14 protein-coding genes are annotated in these 16,529 nt (G+C 44.2%); 2 read left to right on the forward strand and 12 right to left on the reverse strand.

Going from position 1 to position 16,529, the window contains the following annotated elements; all coding sequences use genetic code 11:
* Nucleotides 1-373: 373 nt before the first annotated feature.
* From ACFQ2O_RS04390 to ACFQ2O_RS04430, 9 genes are all read right to left on the reverse strand, one after another.
* A complete protein-coding gene (locus ACFQ2O_RS04390) occupies nucleotides 374-1,984 on the reverse strand; it encodes an Ig-like domain-containing protein (protein ID WP_377523196.1) in 1,611 nt (536 codons plus the stop codon).
* A 73-nt stretch (nucleotides 1,985-2,057) separates the two neighbouring features.
* Entirely contained in the window at nucleotides 2,058-2,945 is an 888-nt protein-coding gene (locus ACFQ2O_RS04395) for a class I SAM-dependent methyltransferase (RefSeq protein WP_377523197.1), read from the reverse strand.
* Nucleotides 2,946-2,948: 3 nt separating this feature from the next.
* The gene (mnmG, locus tag ACFQ2O_RS04400) at nucleotides 2,949-4,811 is read right to left on the reverse strand and encodes a tRNA uridine-5-carboxymethylaminomethyl(34) synthesis enzyme MnmG (RefSeq protein ID WP_377523198.1); all 1,863 of its coding nucleotides are present in this window, start codon (nucleotides 4,809-4,811) and stop codon (nucleotides 2,949-2,951) included.
* A 64-nt stretch (nucleotides 4,812-4,875) separates the two neighbouring features.
* A complete protein-coding gene (gene ybeY, locus ACFQ2O_RS04405) occupies nucleotides 4,876-5,304 on the reverse strand; it encodes an rRNA maturation RNase YbeY (RefSeq protein ID WP_377523199.1) in 429 nt (142 codons plus the stop codon).
* Nucleotides 5,288-5,713, reverse strand: a complete 426-nt coding sequence (locus ACFQ2O_RS04410; RefSeq protein WP_377523200.1) for an ATP-binding protein — start codon at nucleotides 5,711-5,713, stop codon at nucleotides 5,288-5,290. The genes ybeY and ACFQ2O_RS04410 overlap by 17 nt, the downstream gene beginning before the upstream one ends.
* 29 nt (nucleotides 5,714-5,742) lie before the next feature.
* On the reverse strand, nucleotides 5,743-9,051 hold the full coding sequence (locus ACFQ2O_RS04415; protein ID WP_377523201.1) for a DUF4175 family protein: 3,309 nt from the start codon (nucleotides 9,049-9,051) through the stop codon (nucleotides 5,743-5,745).
* Between the two features lie 142 nt (nucleotides 9,052-9,193).
* On the reverse strand, nucleotides 9,194-9,955 hold the full coding sequence (locus ACFQ2O_RS04420) for an exodeoxyribonuclease III (RefSeq protein ID WP_377523202.1): 762 nt from the start codon (nucleotides 9,953-9,955) through the stop codon (nucleotides 9,194-9,196).
* Nucleotides 9,956-10,133: 178 nt separating this feature from the next.
* Entirely contained in the window at nucleotides 10,134-10,493 is a 360-nt protein-coding gene (locus ACFQ2O_RS04425) for a hypothetical protein (RefSeq protein ID WP_377523203.1), read from the reverse strand.
* A gap of 64 nt (nucleotides 10,494-10,557) precedes the next feature.
* Nucleotides 10,558-10,911 (reverse strand): carboxymuconolactone decarboxylase family protein, encoded by a 354-nt coding sequence (locus ACFQ2O_RS04430; RefSeq protein ID WP_377523204.1) that lies wholly within the window; start codon nucleotides 10,909-10,911, stop codon nucleotides 10,558-10,560.
* 95 nt (nucleotides 10,912-11,006) lie between these two features.
* Here ACFQ2O_RS04430 and ACFQ2O_RS04435 point away from each other — a divergent pair, with 95 nt between their 5' ends.
* Both ACFQ2O_RS04435 and ACFQ2O_RS04440 read left to right on the forward strand, forming a co-directional pair.
* Nucleotides 11,007-11,693, forward strand: a complete 687-nt coding sequence (locus ACFQ2O_RS04435; protein WP_377523205.1) for a ComF family protein — start codon at nucleotides 11,007-11,009, stop codon at nucleotides 11,691-11,693.
* Between the two features lie 133 nt (nucleotides 11,694-11,826).
* Nucleotides 11,827-13,344, forward strand: a complete 1,518-nt coding sequence (locus tag ACFQ2O_RS04440; protein ID WP_377523223.1) for a malate:quinone oxidoreductase — start codon at nucleotides 11,827-11,829, stop codon at nucleotides 13,342-13,344.
* Between the two features lie 294 nt (nucleotides 13,345-13,638).
* Here ACFQ2O_RS04440 and ACFQ2O_RS04445 read toward each other — a convergent pair whose 3' ends face one another.
* The 3 genes from ACFQ2O_RS04445 to ACFQ2O_RS04455 all read right to left on the reverse strand — a co-directional run bounded on the left by ACFQ2O_RS04445 (nucleotide 13,639) and on the right by ACFQ2O_RS04455 (nucleotide 16,488).
* Nucleotides 13,639-14,121 (reverse strand): DUF4265 domain-containing protein, encoded by a 483-nt coding sequence (locus ACFQ2O_RS04445; RefSeq protein WP_377523206.1) that lies wholly within the window; start codon nucleotides 14,119-14,121, stop codon nucleotides 13,639-13,641.
* A 66-nt stretch (nucleotides 14,122-14,187) separates the two neighbouring features.
* Nucleotides 14,188-15,417 carry a gliding motility lipoprotein GldJ gene (gldJ, locus tag ACFQ2O_RS04450; protein WP_377523207.1) on the reverse strand — a complete coding sequence of 410 codons (1,230 nt, stop codon included), beginning with the start codon at nucleotides 15,415-15,417 and terminating at the stop codon, nucleotides 14,188-14,190.
* 63 nt (nucleotides 15,418-15,480) lie between these two features.
* Nucleotides 15,481-16,488: a PorP/SprF family type IX secretion system membrane protein gene (locus tag ACFQ2O_RS04455; protein WP_377523208.1), complete on the reverse strand. Its 1,008-nt coding sequence runs from the start codon at nucleotides 16,486-16,488 to the stop codon at nucleotides 15,481-15,483.
* Nucleotides 16,489-16,529: the final 41 nt, after the last annotated feature.

Consider the following 16,529-nt stretch of genomic DNA (forward strand, 5'->3'; position numbering starts at 1 on the left):
CTTTCCTAATTACTTTGTATTCGTTGCCTATCAAACCTGTCTCTTTGCCAGCCCATCCTTCTTAAGATTTATTTTATCAAGTATTGTTGCTTTCTTAATCATGTGGGGAAGCTTTTACCTGGAGGACCGATTGTATAGTTTATTTTTATTTATGTCATCTGTGGCAGTAATCTTAGCTGCTGCCATATCAATTTATTTTGATGAAGCTTGCATGCACTTTATGTTAGTCCTTCTGTTATGCAGCATGATATTCCATCAGGCTAAGCAGGAGCTATTATTGTTCTCAGTAGCTGACTGTTTTGAATTGATGTATGGAAAAGGCATAAAAAAAGGGAGATGCTGTAGCACCTCCCTCATAAGTTCATCTGTTCTGTTAAAACTCCAGATTCTCTTTTTCTATTTCCCAATTAGCTCTTACTTCAAGTGCCTTAGGATGTATATATACAGGCTCAGGCAGTCTTTTGAATTCCGGATCGCCTTTATCCCATTTACCATTGTTGTTCGCATCAATCAGTACCCTGATCTGATAAGTTCCTGGTGTTACACTGTTGAACCGGTACGTATTCTTCCCTTGCTGTTGCTCTACTACTTTGAATTCGCTATTTAATAGCTGCACAATATAAGAAGTATAACTCGTGTTTATCCGACCGCTTATAACACCAGTTCCTTTCTCTTCTGAGATAGATAATTGTAGTTGTGGAATTGATAATGGAGCACCTTCTAATGGAACCACAGCTGCAGTATCCAATACTATTACAACCTGTTTAACTTTATTAGGGATTGAAGGGAGACTGAATCTGATTTCTGTATTTGTTCTATCCAGACTGATTTGCTCAGGGTAGGTTAGCGTATGTATAACGGTGCTATCTGCCATCAAGCTTATAGGAGTAGTGCCTTGTATGCGTACAGGTGTTTGTAATTCTATAACAACTGGCTGGCCTACTGCAAATCCTCCTGAATTCTTTGTGTTGATAACCTTGACTTGTGCTCCTTTTATACGTGTTGATATTTTACCTTCAAAAGCTATTTCAAGTGTGTCTACGCCTATATTTCCTGCAGAATCTATTGCTGCTAGTATAGCTTTTCCACCTGAGAAATTCTGTGTTTTGAATAGCTCCGCATACTTTCCGTCTGTTGCTATTCTACTCATAATGGTATCCTTTCCTGTTACTGAAATCGCGTTGAAAGCTTGAATCCCTTCGTTATAGTTGGCGACAAATCTATCAGTAAATCTTTCTCTTGCCAGTAGTATAGGTTTCTTCGTATCAATCCTGATCGTTTGCAGCTTTACTGTATCTGTTGTGGGAGTTATCATTATCGGCTCTGGCAGATAAGCTATTCTTTCTTCTTCAGAGTCGTAGTAAGAATTGTTGTTTTTATCAACTAATGCATACATTCTATAGCTCCCTTCCTTCACATTGTCTAGCCTGAAATTTCCTTGAGCATCGGTTGTAGTAAGATAGTATGGTCTGTTCTTTCGTATGCTTAATGTATCTCCTGTCTGATATAGAGCTACCACCGCTTCTTTTTCCGGTGTTTGTTTCAACAGGTTTACCACTGTTCCGCTTACACGGCTAGAGTCTATAAAGGTGCCGGTGCTAAAGGATAATCGTAATCCCTGGGCTTTGTTCTTTTCAGTGATATCTGTTATTCCTTGCCTGAAATTTAAAGTATAAGTTGTGCTGTCTTGTAAGGGTTTTTCGAATTCCAGCGATAGCTCGTTTCGTTTCGATATTACCTTGTATCTGTTGTTGATATTTGGTGTAATGAGCAGCTCTTTTGTTAAGTTATTCTGCTGAACCTCTTCATCAAACGTGAGCGTAATTGTGCGGGTATCCACATTTAACTCCTGATCTTTAGGATTGCTGCTGATGAGCTTCGGAGGTGTTTCATCTTTAGGGCCTCCATCTGGTGGATTTTGTGTAGCACATGCTGCCAAGCCTGTTAATAAACCTGCGGCAATAATCTTATTTAGTAGCTTCATAAAGTATTTATCTGAAACGAAAATAGGCAAACCATAGCTTGCCTATTTTATTATGCACGTAAATTTGCTGCTATTATTTTCTTTTTGCTACAAAAATTAAGCTGGAATAATCGTTTCCATTTTTTTCTGCATAGCTGTTTGAACGGTAACCGTTCATAACGCTGCTTAGCATCTTTGTCTTTCCTTCTTTGTGCTTTTCGCTTAGCATGCTTACATAGTAGGCATCAAATTTCATTGGCAACACTTCTTCTAGCACCATTTTATGCTTCTTCAAAAAGCGCTTCATGGTTGCCTGTGTAAAGTGATACAGGTGGCGCGGTACATCATAAGCTGCCCAATTCTCGCGGTACTCTTTGGCATCATGCGAGTCAGCATTTGGTACAGCTATAATCAACGTACCATCATCCTGCAGGCTCTCTAAAATCTGAGACATTGTTTCGTTCAACGAGTGAATGTGCTCCAGTACATGCCAGAGAGATATAACCTCAAATTTTTCGCCCTCTATATCTTCCAGGTTTGTAGCAATAACCTCTTCTGTTTCTTCTGAGGCTATTTCACGCGCTTTAGTATTTGGCTCTATTCCTCTTATCTCCCACCCATCTTTTTTGCAAGCTGATAGAAAGGTGCCGGTGCCACAACCATAGTCCAGAATGCTACCTTTGGCTGGCGCGTACCTGTTGATAAGTTCAACTTTCTGCTTTGTAGTAATAGAACGTACTACATGGTAAGCTCTGTTGATAATCCCGTGTTTAATATTGCTATGCGAGATGTATTCCTCTGATTCATAGTACCGGCCTATGCTTTCTTTATCTGGCCTTGGATTGGTGAATTTGAACGTACAGTTCTCACATTCCACAATTACAAAGCTTTCTTTAGATACAGCGTTATCGTTTACTACTAAAAAGTTTTTGAAGTCTTCTTTCCCACAAATAGGGCATTGTTCCAGTCTTTCGTAGCTCATGTATTATTTCCCAAGGTATACCATTAACACCGAAATATCTGCTGGCGATACGCCACTGATTCTGGAAGCTTGCCCTATTGTTTCCGGCTCCACTTTCAGTAATTTTTCTTTTGCCTCTTTAGATAATGCTGGTATATCGCGATAGTTTATTTTGCCTTTGATAGTATAGTTTTCAAGTTCGCCCATTCTGGCAGCCATACTGTACTCCTTCTCAATATAGCTTTCATACTTCACCTGTATACCTGCTTGCTCCACGCTTTCCTGCTTAAACTTGCTCAGGTATTCTCCCACTGATGCAACTACTTTTGCTATGTGTTCAATCTCCACATTTGGCCGTTTTATCAGTTGGCCTGCACGCTGTTTTTCTATTATTGGAGCAGAGCCAATTTCCTCCAGCATACTGTTGATATCTTTAGGCTCTATTGCCTTGTTGTTTAAGTATGCAATGATTTCTGCTGTTTCCTCTATCTTTTTATCCACAGCTTTCAAACGGGATTCATCTGCCAAACCTAGTTCATATCCTAGTTTAGTTAAGCGTATATCGGCATTGTCCTGGCGCAGTAAAATGCGGTGTTCTGCACGAGAGGTAAACATGCGGTAGGGTTCATCTGTCCCTTTATTTACTAGGTCATCAATCAACACGCCGATGTATGCTTCAGAACGTTTTAAGATAAACGGCTCTTTGGAGTTTATCTTGTTGTGTGCATTGATTGCTGCCATCAGTCCTTGGCAAGCTGCTTCTTCATAACCAGTGGTGCCATTTATTTGGCCGGCAAAGTATAGGTTCTGTACTAGCTTTGTTTCTAACGTCAGGTTCAATTGTGTTGGCGGGAAGAAGTCATACTCGATGGCATAGCCAGGGCGGAACATCTTCGCGTTTTCAAATCCTACAATCTTGCGTAGCGCTTTTAACTGTACATCTTCAGGAAGCGAGCTTGAGAATCCATTTACATAAACTTCTACTGTACTCCACCCTTCCGGCTCCACAAAAATCTGATGACGATCTCTATCTGCAAAGCGGTTGATTTTATCTTCTATAGATGGGCAGTAGCGTGGGCCTAATCCCTGAATACGGCCTTGGAACATCGGAGATTTTTCAAAGCCAGTTTTTAGGATCTCGTGTACTTCAGAGTTTGTATAGGTGATATAGCAGCTGCGTTGCTTTGCTAGCGGTTGCGTATCTGTATATGAAAACTTGCTTGGGTTTTCGTCGCCGTACTGCTCTTCCATTTTGCTATAGTCAAGCGAGCGCCCATCTACACGTGGAGGAGTTCCTGTTTTCATTCGGCCTGCTTCAAAACCAAGTTCTACCAGTTGTTCCGTTATTCCTTTTGCTGATTTTTCAGCGGCACGTCCTCCTCCTAGCTGCTTCTCGCCTATGTGGATAATTCCATTTAAAAAGGTGCCATTCGTTAAGATAACCGCCTTTCCTCTTATAGTTATCCCCAGGCTTGTGCGTACGCCTACAGCTTTTCCATTCTCTACTTCAATGCCACTAACCATCTCTTGCCAGAAGTCAACGTTCGCTGTTTGCTCTAACGTTAAGCGCCATGCTTCTGCAAAACGCATGCGGTCGCTCTGCGCACGTGGGCTCCACATGGCTGGGCCTTTAGATTTGTTAAGCATGCGGAATTGGATCATGGTTTGGTCAGTAATGATACCGCTCATTCCACCTAGTGCATCTATTTCACGCACGATTTGTCCTTTCGCTACACCACCCATTGCTGGGTTGCAAGACATTTGAGCAATCGTGTTCATGTTCATGGTTGCCAACAGCACCTTCGAACCCATCTTGGCTGCGGCCGCAGCGGCTTCACAGCCTGCGTGCCCAGCTCCTACAACTATGATATCGTATTCTGGAAACATGTATTCTGATTTTAGAGATGTTTCACGTGAAACATCTGCAGAGGGTTGGTAATTCCGTTTGAGACTAAAACTTTCGCAAAGATAACAAAGAATCTTCTTCTTTACGCATAAGTGCCTCTTCCTCTTCAGACTTATCTTTATAACCTAGCAGATGAAGCACGCCATGAATGATAACGCGGTGCAGTTCGTCTTCAAAAGCAGTGCCTAAATCTTTCGCATTGTCGCGAACTCTATCTATGCTTATAAAAAGATCACCTTCAACTGTGCCTTCGATGTCGGCATTGCTGAAGGTGATAATATCTGTGAGGGTATCGTGGTCGAGATACTCGACGTTGATTTGATGTAAGTAATCGTCTGAGCAAAAAATGTACGTGAGGTTGATTAGCTCTTGATCGTGTTGCTCAATTACGGTTCCGATCCACTCGGCTACTTGTTCTGGGTTTTCTAGTTCAAACTCGATGTCTTCACTAAAGAACTCAATTGGATATTCCATTCTGAGAAGGAGGTATGTTGAAAATAAGCTGTACTTTTTTGCCTTCGTCTAAAAAATTAACCTCGTCGCAAAGGTTGTGCATTAAAAAGATGCCTCGCCCACCAGGGTTTTCCAAGTTCTCTGGAGCAGTTGGGTCTGGTAAGGTTTCATAATCGAAGCCAGCTCCTTCATCCTGTACTTCGAAAAGAAGTTTATTATCCTCCACCTGCAGTGTCAAGTAAACATTTTTGTCTTTGTCAAACTTGTTCCCGTGGCGGATCGCGTTGTTTACAGATTCCGTAACTGCAACCATGATGTTGCCATAAATGTCATCTTCAAACTCAAATTCATCTTTAGAGTTATCAATGAAACTCTCAACAACTCTGATGTTCTCGATTAGGGAAGGAATCTGAATTTTAACCTGATTCATATTAATCGTTAAGTGTAAAAATAGGTGCTTTATTTACTTATGTTTTGAAAATACTCATTTACCTTTTGCTTGTAATAAGGTGAAAGCGCAGGTGGTATAGTTTTGAGCAATTCAGTTTGCTTTTCTTTTGCCTTAAGGTACTTGTCAAATGAAGGTGGAATTTTACGGGTAACGTCCTGAGCTGTTTTTGCTTCTCGCTTGTTATCTAATTCCCGCTCCTTGGCAGACTTCTCAGCTTGGAGTAACCTGGTCAGGATTTCGCGCTGCCTCATAATGGTTTGCTCAGTCAAACGTTTATTAACGAGATCAGTTTCGCTTTGTTCCATCATCTTGCTAATATTTCCCAAGTCACCATTCTGGCCTTTTTCGCCAGGTTTCTGTCCTTGTTTTTCAAGTTCTTTCAAGGCATTTCGAAGAGCCTCCTGCTCAGCAGCCAATTTAGCTAATTCTTCAGAAAGTGCCTTACCCGAGGTGCCTCCTTTTTTAAGATCTTCGATTTTTTTGTTTAATTGTTGCTGCAATTCTCCCATGTTCCCGGGTTTTGGCTGATTTCCCTTCTGCTTGCCGGCCATACTGCCTTTCATTTGCTGCATCGCCTGCTGCATTTGCTTCAATGCATCGTTCAGCATCAGGGCTAAGTTGTTCATGCTTGTCATGGCTAGTTGCTGCTGCCCCGTTGCCCTTCCTACATTTCGGTCTCGGAGCTCCTGCATACTATTGTCCATACTCTGATTCATGGTGGCCACCTCCCGCGTGACAAAAGACTCCAGTTGAAAAACCTTTTTTGCCAAGGCAAAGAGGCTGTCTTCAATTACCTTTGAATTATCGCGTAAACTAAGCTGCTGCTGCGACAACTCTATGAAGCGAGGGTCACTTTGGTTCACGCTGCGAAACTGCTTCATGAGTTCCTCCTGATCAAACGAGAGGGTGATGAGGTTCTCCAGGATGTCGCGTAGGTTATCGAGGTTCTGCTGCATGCCTGCCATGCTCATGCTGCTTTGCATCTGCTCCATCTGCTTTGCCATTTGCTGCATCTTCTGCCCTGCCTTTTGCTGCGACTCGCTGGCCTTCTTGTTTTGGTTCTTCTCCAACTGCTCCTGGCTCTGCTCCATTTGTTCTTCAATACTCTGCTGCTCCTGCTGTTGCTGCTGCTCGTCCAGGTTATTCGGATTCTCCAGTTTATCATTCAGCTGCTTCAGGTCTTTCATCTGCTCCTTTACATTTTCAAACTCCTGCTGCAGTTCTTTCTGCTGTTGCTGTAACTCCTGTTTGCTCTCTTGCTTCTGTTCCGTTTTCTGGGCAAGCTGCTGCTCCTTCTCTCCCATCTCCTCTAATTTATTAGCGATGTTTTCCAGCTTCTGCTCAAACTGAAGTTGCTTGAACAGCTCCAGGGCACGCTCCAGCTCGCGCTCCATATTTTTCTCGCGGTTATCAAGCTTACTCAGTAGCTTCTGTAGTTCCCTATCGTTTGGCTGTTGCTGCTTCAGGAGCTTCTCCAGTTCGTCGTAAAGCTTTTTTGTTTCCGGGTCTAGCAGGTCGTTCATAAGTTTCTGCAGTTCCTGTGCTTTCTCGGCCAGTTGCTTGTTTGGCTCGTTCAGCATATTCTGCTTTTTGTTGAGCTCCTCAAACAGCTCTTTCATAGAATTTATGTCCTGCTCCAGCTGTTTCTTTTTAGCGGCTAATTCCTCCAGCTGCTTTTTGTCCTGCCAGTTCAGGTCGCGCTTGGTCTTCATCTTCTCACCGGACTTATTCAGGTCCCGCTCCAACTGGTTCGCTTTTTCTAAAGTTTTGCTAAGCTGGCTTGCCACCGACTGAGAATTGCTGTCCAGTTCTTTCTGAAGTTCGCGCTTATCTGGCACCTTAAGCTCAAAGGTGCGGGTGCGTGCGCTTTTTGGCCCGTGGATGCCATCATTGTCCCAAACCTGCACAAAGTATTCCAGCTTATCGCCGGGCTGCATAGCAAGTGCGGCGGTGTTCCATTGGTAGTAGTAGGTTTGGCTAAGCTGCTGGTTTAGGGGCAAGGCCTGTGATTTATACTTAGCCTGAGGATTTTTATCGCTGTTGATGCGGTAAAACAAGGCAAGCCTGGTTAAACCGTAATCATCCGTCACATCGCCACCCAACACCATAAAAGTGTAAAGGGCCGTGTCCTGAAACTGCTCCAGCGTAATCTGCGGATTGCGGTCAGGAATAGTGGTGATCTGGTAACTGATTTCTTCTTTGTTTGCACTATGCTTGTTGCGGAGATTGATGCTGTAGTTCTGGCTTTGATTAAAAGCCTTGCTGGCAACAAAACTATTGCCGTCTTTTTCTGCGCCTATACTTAGAACTGGCTGATCGAAGGCAAGCTTTATACTGTCTGTTTCAGAAGTAGAGAAGTTCCAGGTAATCGTGCTGCCTTCCGGCACAGTGGCATTGCCGGTGTTTTGTATCTCCTCTGGCTGGCGCTTAAGGTAGGTCGGGTACTGCACCAGCATCCGGAAGTCTTTCAGGTTTGGGCGCGACAGCAGGTTTAAAGTATAGCTATCGGAAAAGAAACCGGAGCCCTCTAGCTGGAAATCGACTGGCCGCTGTAGCTGCTTAAAAGTATAAGTATAGAATCCGGCTTTGTTCTGGGTTAGCTTTTGTCGGCGGCCGTTGTAGTTCAAGTATACTTCACCGGGTACAGCGTCTCCTTTTACCGCCACTTGTAGCTCAAAATCCTCTCCTCTGTAAGTTTGCAAAGCACCGTTCTGTACTACAAAATCAAAAGGAGCTTTGGGGGTATAATGCGTTTTGTAGTTGATGATGCGCTCAGTGCCTTGCACAAAAATGGCTGGGTAAACCAACATGATAAGGAATGCTATAAGAGCAGGCAGAGCAATATACTTCAGGAGGGGTTTGTTCTCGCGGTAGTTAACAGCCTCCTTAAATTGAAAAGAAAGCAACTGCTGACTGCGTTGGTCTATACTTGCGCGAATTAGCTCGTTGGTGCGGTCCAGGTGCTGCATCTGGATAGCGTTTAGCAGCTTGTCGCGGATGCCGGGGTAATGGGTGCCCACCTGTTGTGCCGCCTGCTCATCTGTTAGCACCTGCCGTAGCCGTGTAAGCGCAGAGATAGGGAAGGCTATCCATCTAACGAAAACATATACAACTGCCGCTACAAAAGAGAAAAGCAGAAAGGCGCGTACATACTCCGGGAAGTAAAACATGTACTCCAGCAAGCTGTATACTATATAAACAGACAGCAGGAGCCCAACCGCAAAAATACTACCCCGCAAAAGCATGTTGAGGTAAAATTTCTGCTTGAACTCCTGCAGCTGATGCAGCAACTGATCGAGTGCATCGGTATGTTTCATGTCTCTTGGTTACAAAGTTAAGGCATGGCGGCTATAGCTGTAAGTTAAGCAAATCCATCTAACGTATTATACTTCAGATACAAAGCGTAAAAATTAACTTCTAAAGTATAAGACCAGTACAAGCTATTCTTAAAACACGCTCCTACTCCAGTTCCAACAGCACCGGGCAATGGTCTGAGTGCTTCGCTTCAGTAAGTATAGCGGATCGCTTCAAACGGTCTCGCAGGTTAATGGTAGCCATGTTATAATCAATACGCCAGCCCAGGTTTTTGTTACGGGCACCGGCGCGGTAGCTCCACCATGTATAGTTGTGCGGCTCCTGGTTAAAGTGCCTGAAAGTATCTATAAAACCACTCTCTACGAACTTACCCATCCACTCACGCTCTTCTGGCAAAAAGCCGGAGCTTTTCGCATTGGACTTAGGGTTGTGGATATCAACAGGTTTATGGCAGATGTTGTAGTCACCACAAACTACCAAGCCCGGTAGCTGCTGCTTCACTTCGTTTATGTACGAAAAGAAGTCATCCATCCACTGGAACTTAAAGCCCTGACGTTCCTCACCGCTTGAGCCGGAAGGCATGTATACGCTCATCACTGATACATCATCGTAATCAGCACGTAAAACTCTGCCCTCTACATCATAACACTCCATGCCACAGCCAACTTCCACGTGCTTCGGCTCCTGCTTCGAAAGTATAGCCACACCGCTATAGCCTTTCTTTACAGCCGGATGCAGGTACACGTGGTAGCCCAATTCTTCAAACAAAGCTTTATCAAATTTAGATTCATCTGCCTTAATTTCCTGGAGGCACAGCACATCAGGGTTGGCAGCCTGTAGCCACTCGGCAAAGCCTTTGGTAAGCGCGGCACGAATGCCATTGACGTTATAGGTAATAATTCTCATAGGTGATTTTAAGCGACACACGTAGCACGTATCAAGTAGCACGAATTTTCTTTTTACCAGTGTCGTTAGTAAGAAGTAAAAGCGACGCTACAAGTATAGACTTCAGTATCTGATACTTTTTCATAAGTTTATAATTTGCTGGGGGGCATACTACCTGATACGTGCTATGTGTGTCGTACTAAGAATTTTGGATCTCATTAAATTTGTTAAAGTACTCGATTACGTGCCACCGAAGCATTTTTTCCTGCTCTTTCAGATTTGCAAACGGAATTGGTTTGGCCGCTTTAAAGTGAGGCCAGCCTTCTTCATCGCGTCCTGTAAACTCATAGTAGCCAGATAAGCTAAAGACTCTACAGGTGGCAATGTGCATCAGGTCCTGTTTTTCTTCTTTTGTAAACTCCCGAATTCCCATTCCCAGCTCTTGTACACCTATTAGAAAGAGAATAGCGTTCATGTCCGGTTTTTTTCCGAAACGCTTCATCAGGTCGGCGCGCAGTTGCGTCCAGTTGTGGTCTATATTCTCGCTATCGTATTGCATATAAAGAAAAAAGTATTGCTGTTCTTGTGTGATATAGTATAACAAGTTAAAATCAGCAATAAGTTTACTCGGCGCTGCCTCGCTCCTTCAGTTCTTCCCAATATTCTACGGCACGGCGGAAGTGCGGAATCACAATAGAGCCACCTACCAGGTTGGCAATGGAAAATACTTCCATGATTTCTGCATCAGTCAGGCCTTCTTCGTAGCACTTGCCTACGTGGTATTTTATGCAATCGTCGCAGCGCAACACCATAGAGGCAACTAAACCCAGCATTTCTTTCGTTTTTACATCCAAAGCACCTTCCATATATGTATTGGTGTCGAGGTTAAAGAAACGCTTGATTACTTTATTGTCGTAAGACATAATGCGCTCATTCATGCGCATGCGGTAGTCGTTGAATTCTTCTACTAAGCTCATTGTTGTATGTAATTAGTAATGGTGACTTCTAAAATAGTCCAAGTATAAAGTTACGTCAAAATCATCAGAATACCTTAAACCACCTGCCTCTGCCAATGTTTGATGACCTGCTGAATTTGCTTTTCCCCCAGAGCTGCTATGCCTGCAATGGTGCCTTGGCTCGTGGAGAGGAGTTCATTTGCACGGACTGTAGTGTGAAGCTGCCTTATACAAATTTCCATGAACAAGCGTCTGCAGACCAAAACCCGCTACAGCGCAGGTTTTGGGGGAGAGTGCAAGTTCAGTATGCATTCTCATACCTGCACTTTATGCCAAAGGGCCGTGTGCAGCGACTCTTGCACCGGCTCAAGTATAAAGGAGCCGAAGAGCTAGGCGAGTACCTGGGGCAACGCTATGGCTCCCTCCTCTCCGATCATCAGTACAACCAACAGTTTGATGTGATTGTACCTGTGCCGCTGCACAAGTCTAAATTACGCCGGCGCGGGTATAACCAGGCAGCGTGCTTTGCGAAGGGGCTGAGCCAAACCCTGAAGATCGGCTATCATGAGTACACTCTTTCTCGTTCAGTTGATACAGCTACTCAAACCCGTAAAAGCCGTTTTGACAGGTGGCAAAATGTGGAGCAGGTGTTTCAGGTGGCAAAGCCGGAGCAGGTAAAGGGGAAACATGTGCTGCTGGTAGACGATGTAATGACAACCGGTGCTACGCTGGAGGCTTGCGCACGCGCTTTGCTTGCTGCGGGTGCAACGGAGGTAAGTATAGCCACTATAGCAGCTGCTTAAGCTGTTAAATACAGCGGCTACTTAAATCTGATAGACTTTCTTTTCGACAAAAGTTCTGTTTTTTCCGTAGTCAATTCTAGCTACTGGTGCCATTGGCATAGGCGGCATATATTTGATCATATAGAGAAATTACATAAACAGTATGAAAGACGCTACGGATAAAGGCCCTGATGTGGTGCTGATTGGTGCAGGCATCATGAGCGCCACTTTAGGGATGATGCTGAAAGAGTTGCAACCCGATTTAACACTTGAGATTTACGAGCGGCTGGATGTAGCCGCCGCAGAAAGCTCTGATGCCTGGAACAATGCAGGTACCGGCCACTCCGCTTTTTGTGAACTCAATTATACTCCTGAAAAAGCAGACGGAACGATAGATGTATCAAAGGCAGTAAAAATTGCCGAGTCATTTGAGATATCCAAGCAGTTTTGGGCTTACCTTATTCAACACAACATAATCGAGCTGCCCACTTCCTTTATCAAGAGCATACCGCACATGAGTTTTGTATGGGGCAACGATAATGTAAACTTCCTGCGCAAGCGCTACGAAGCCATGACCAAATGCCATCTTTTTCAAGGGATGGAATATTCTGAGAATCAGGAAAAGCTTAAAGAATGGGTGCCTTTGATTATGGAAGGGCGTGACAACTCTGAGCCTGTAGCAGCTACAAAGATGGATCTGGGAACAGACGTTAACTTTGGTGCTTTAACCCGCAGTATGTTTAACTACCTACAGCAACAGGAAGGTGTAACGATTCATTTCAGCCACGAAGTGCGAAAGCTGCGACAGGTGGAGAACGGCCGCTGGCGCATTCGGGTGAAGGACCTGCATAGCGGTGAAAAGCGCAATGTCTTTGCGCGTTATATATTTATAGGTGCTGGCGGTGGTGCTTTATCTTTGCTGGAGAAATCAGATATTCCGGAAGGGCAAGGGTATGGCGGCTTTCCTGTTAGTGGGCAGTGGCTGAAGTGTACTAACCGAGCTGTGATAGAGCGCCATAAAGCAAAAGTGTATGGCTTAGCTGCAGTAGGTTCGCCGCCAATGTCGGTTCCACACCTGGATACACGCTTTATAAATGGTCAGCAGGAGCTTCTGTTCGGTCCTTATGCTGGTTTCTCTACAAAATTCCTGAAAAAAGGCTCTTTCTTAGACTTGCCTAAATCTATAAAGCCAGCAAACCTGCGGCCGATGATATCAGCAGGCATACACAACCTGGCACTCACAAAGTACCTCATAGATCAGGTGCGGCAGTCGCCGGAAGAGCGTTTGGGAGCGCTGAAAGATTATTTTCCGGAAGCGAAGGCAGAAGATTGGGAGCTGGAAGTTGCTGGCCAGCGAGTTCAAATTATCAAAAAGGATCCAGACAAGGGTGGTGTGTTGGAGTTTGGTACCGAAGTAGTAAGCGGTGCCAACTGTACTTTAGCCGCACTCTTGGGTGCGTCGCCAGGTGCATCAACTTCTGTGTCTATCATGATAGGATTATTGGAGCGCTGCTTCATGCACCGTATCAATACAGATGAGTGGAAAGCAAAGCTGAAAGAGATGATTCCTTCTTATGGGCAATCACTTGCAGATAATCCTGAGCTGCTCGATGAGATAAGAGCCTACACAGGAAGAGTGCTTGACTTAACTCCGGCAGTAAAAGAAAAATAACTTAATACTTTTATACTGTAATCATCAGAAAGGGAGCAGCTAACAGTGCTCCCTTTCTGATGCTTGCAGTATCTATTCCTGGCGCACGTGTTGGCTTTTGCCGCCGCATAGAAGGCTATTCTGTTTAGTATCAATAGGGCTGAAATAAATTGAATGCTCTTGAAGGAGCCTGTTCAGAAAATATAGGAGCTGTTGCCGGTGTTCGGCCTACTTAAACATTAGCCGAAGCAGATAAAAATACAAACGCATACTTGCGCCAGATGATAGTAGCCGCCCCTGGAGAAAACGTTGGTACTATACCTCACCGCTCGTCTGTTCCCGGTGCACATCTGATAGGCAAGGCTCAGCATATTCTATTTCTTCTTCAGCTTCCAACTCATCCAGCAGTTCTTTTACATTGGCATAATTCACCGTCAGCGGAACTTCCAGTATAAAGAAGTCTTCGTTGATTTGTTCAGATACACAGCCAAGCTCTGCAAAACGCTTGCGCAGGTCCAGTAGCGGTGTATCTTCATTGTGGCGTATTACCTGAATGTTTGAATTGCCTGAAGGTGTAACTGTTTCTTTGTATAGAAGCCCCTCCTCCATCCTACTGAATTCGGCCCGCACAATGTCTTCTGTTGCTATAAGCGGTACAAAACTTGGCATGCTGTCTATCTGGTAAAGACCTTGAGCTGCGTCTACTTCTATAGCCCAAAGCTCTTCTGTTACTTCTTTATCAAAAAGCTCGCTGTGAAACCTGAAGGTAATTTTGTGTGCCTTTTTTTTCTCACTCATGGTAGGTATAAATGTAAAAAAGCCCGGAACTGCTTCCGGGCTTTTAGTATGATAGAGGGTATCTTCTTATTTGTTAGAACCAGCGTTGATCATGGCGCAACGGAAACCAATAGTAGCTGTTGAAGAGTCTTGAGCCATAAAGCGGCGTGTGCCTGGAGATAACCAGTAAGCCACATCTTTCCAAGAACCACCTTTGAATACACGAACCTCATCGTTAATTAGAGAGTGGTACCCTTCGCTTGAATCATAGTTTTCAGTTTCATCCAGGTAACCGTCACGACGGAATGGGTTCAAATCTTCTACATCTTCAAAAGAAAGCGGACGGTAAATATCCTGTACCCACTCGTTCACGTTACCAGCCATGTTATAAAGACCAAAGTCATTTGGAGGGTAGCTGTAGATGTAGTCAGTAATCATGGCACCATCGTTCAAAGAACCTGCAATACCAGCATAGTCACCACGGCCACGTTTGAAGTTAGCCATGAACTTACCCATTTCACGACCATATGGGTTACGTACCTGGTGTCCGTCCCATGGATACAGACGGCGATTGTTTTGGTTTTCGTCTTCTGAATATTGTGTACCGATCATTGCTTGTGCGGCATATTCCCACTCAGCCTCTGTTGGTAGGCGATAGTTTGGCAATACATAGCCAGACTCGATAGATGGTGCTTCTCCTTCTGCCGTTTCCTCATTATTACCACGGCGACCGAATAAACCTCTTCTGCCACCGCCATTAGCTTGCTTGGCAAGATTTGCGTTTACTTTAGCAGTACGCCACACGCAAAAATCGTTGGCCTGCAGCCAGCTTACACCCACAACCGGGAAGAAACGGAAGCCAGGATAGCGCAGGTAATACGTTACATAAGGATCGTTGAAAGAAAGCTGTTGTGACCAAACTGTAGTATCCGGCAAAGCAGCCTGATATACTTCTGGTAATGAGTCACGCTTTAAATCATGGAGGTACTCCAGCCAATGGATGTTAGCCACTTCTGTTTCATCCATATAGAAAGAGGCTACCGTTACAGTTCTTTCCACGTTGTCGCGGGTCATGGCAATATCCTCTTCCATAGAACCTAACACTGTACGGCCACCTTCTATAAATATCAGGCCTGGCCCTTGCGGAAATTCAGCGTAGTCGGCAACATTAAATGATTCTTCATCCTCACCATACTCCGCACCTGTAGCAGAGCTATAAGCACCTGGGTTTGTGCTGGTAGGCTGGCCACCTTTATTACATGCGGTAAGCAATAAGCCTCCCACAACCGCAGCCGATAAATACTTAATTAACTTCATAAAATAGTACCCAATTAAGATAAGGTTCTTGTAACGTAAATTAATGTGCAATTATAACTATTATTAAAATGCCGGACAAACAATGTTTCTGTTTAATTTGTGCTTTAAGCGGCTTTTAAACAATTTGTTGATGTCCTCACTTTCAAAAATCAGTGAAATTTCGTTGGCTCCACCAGCTTCTTGGCTTAATCCATTTATTCCTACGTCGTGGCTGAAGCCTAACTTAAACTGTTTCAGCTGCAACCCTGCAAGTATGGACAAGGATTGATCTTGGTTAGTTCCACCAATAGCCGGTACTCCTTTATATATTAGTGCAAACGTTACAGGCGTGTATTTAGTGTACATTCCTATGTCTAATCTTTTAGTATTTTGCTGTTGTGTATAAGTAACTGTAGGTGTAAAGCTAAGCTCATATAGGTTGCCTTGCTCCTCATACGATCTGGCGTAGAATTTGTATCCTGCCAAAGCAATATATCTTGGCTGTAGCTCTGTCTGTTGTTCCATACCATAGGCTGGCTTATTCAGGTGTGCTGCAGTAAGCCCCAGCCAAAACTGATCAGAGTAAAATAAGCCGCCAACTGTAATATCAGCATAAGTTGTTGGCTCAAATCTGTTTGCCTCAGCTGAGTTGAGTGCAATCATACCGTTGTCTGATAACTGATCTCCAAACACCAGGTTGTCCAGATCAATACGTAATGAGGCAATTCCAGCCTGCAATCCGGCCGAAAAAGCCCACGTATCATTGATGTTTGTATGGTAGGCATAGCCAAGACTGGCTTGTAATTTTTTAAGTCCCCCTACTCCGGCTCGATCTTGCTGCAACAGCAGGCTAATTGCACTTTTGCTATCAGCTATTCTGTAAGCAGCTGATAGGCTGTTTGTAATAAACGAGCCATTTAACGTGGGCCATTGTCGTCGGTGCGAAGCAGCAACGCTCCAATCAGTATTGATTCCGGCAAAAGCAGGGTTCAGGTAAAGGCGGTTAGCATACTGCTGGGTATGCTGTACATCCTGGGCCATAGCAAGCTCAGCCCAAAATACTAAAACAAACAAGATGTACTTCTTTTTCACCTTTATGCTCATCTAACACAATGTTACCGCAGCGCCATAGT

Origin of the sequence: Pontibacter rugosus (genome assembly GCF_042678745.1) — a bacterium.
GTDB lineage: Bacteria > Bacteroidota > Bacteroidia > Cytophagales > Hymenobacteraceae > Pontibacter > Pontibacter rugosus.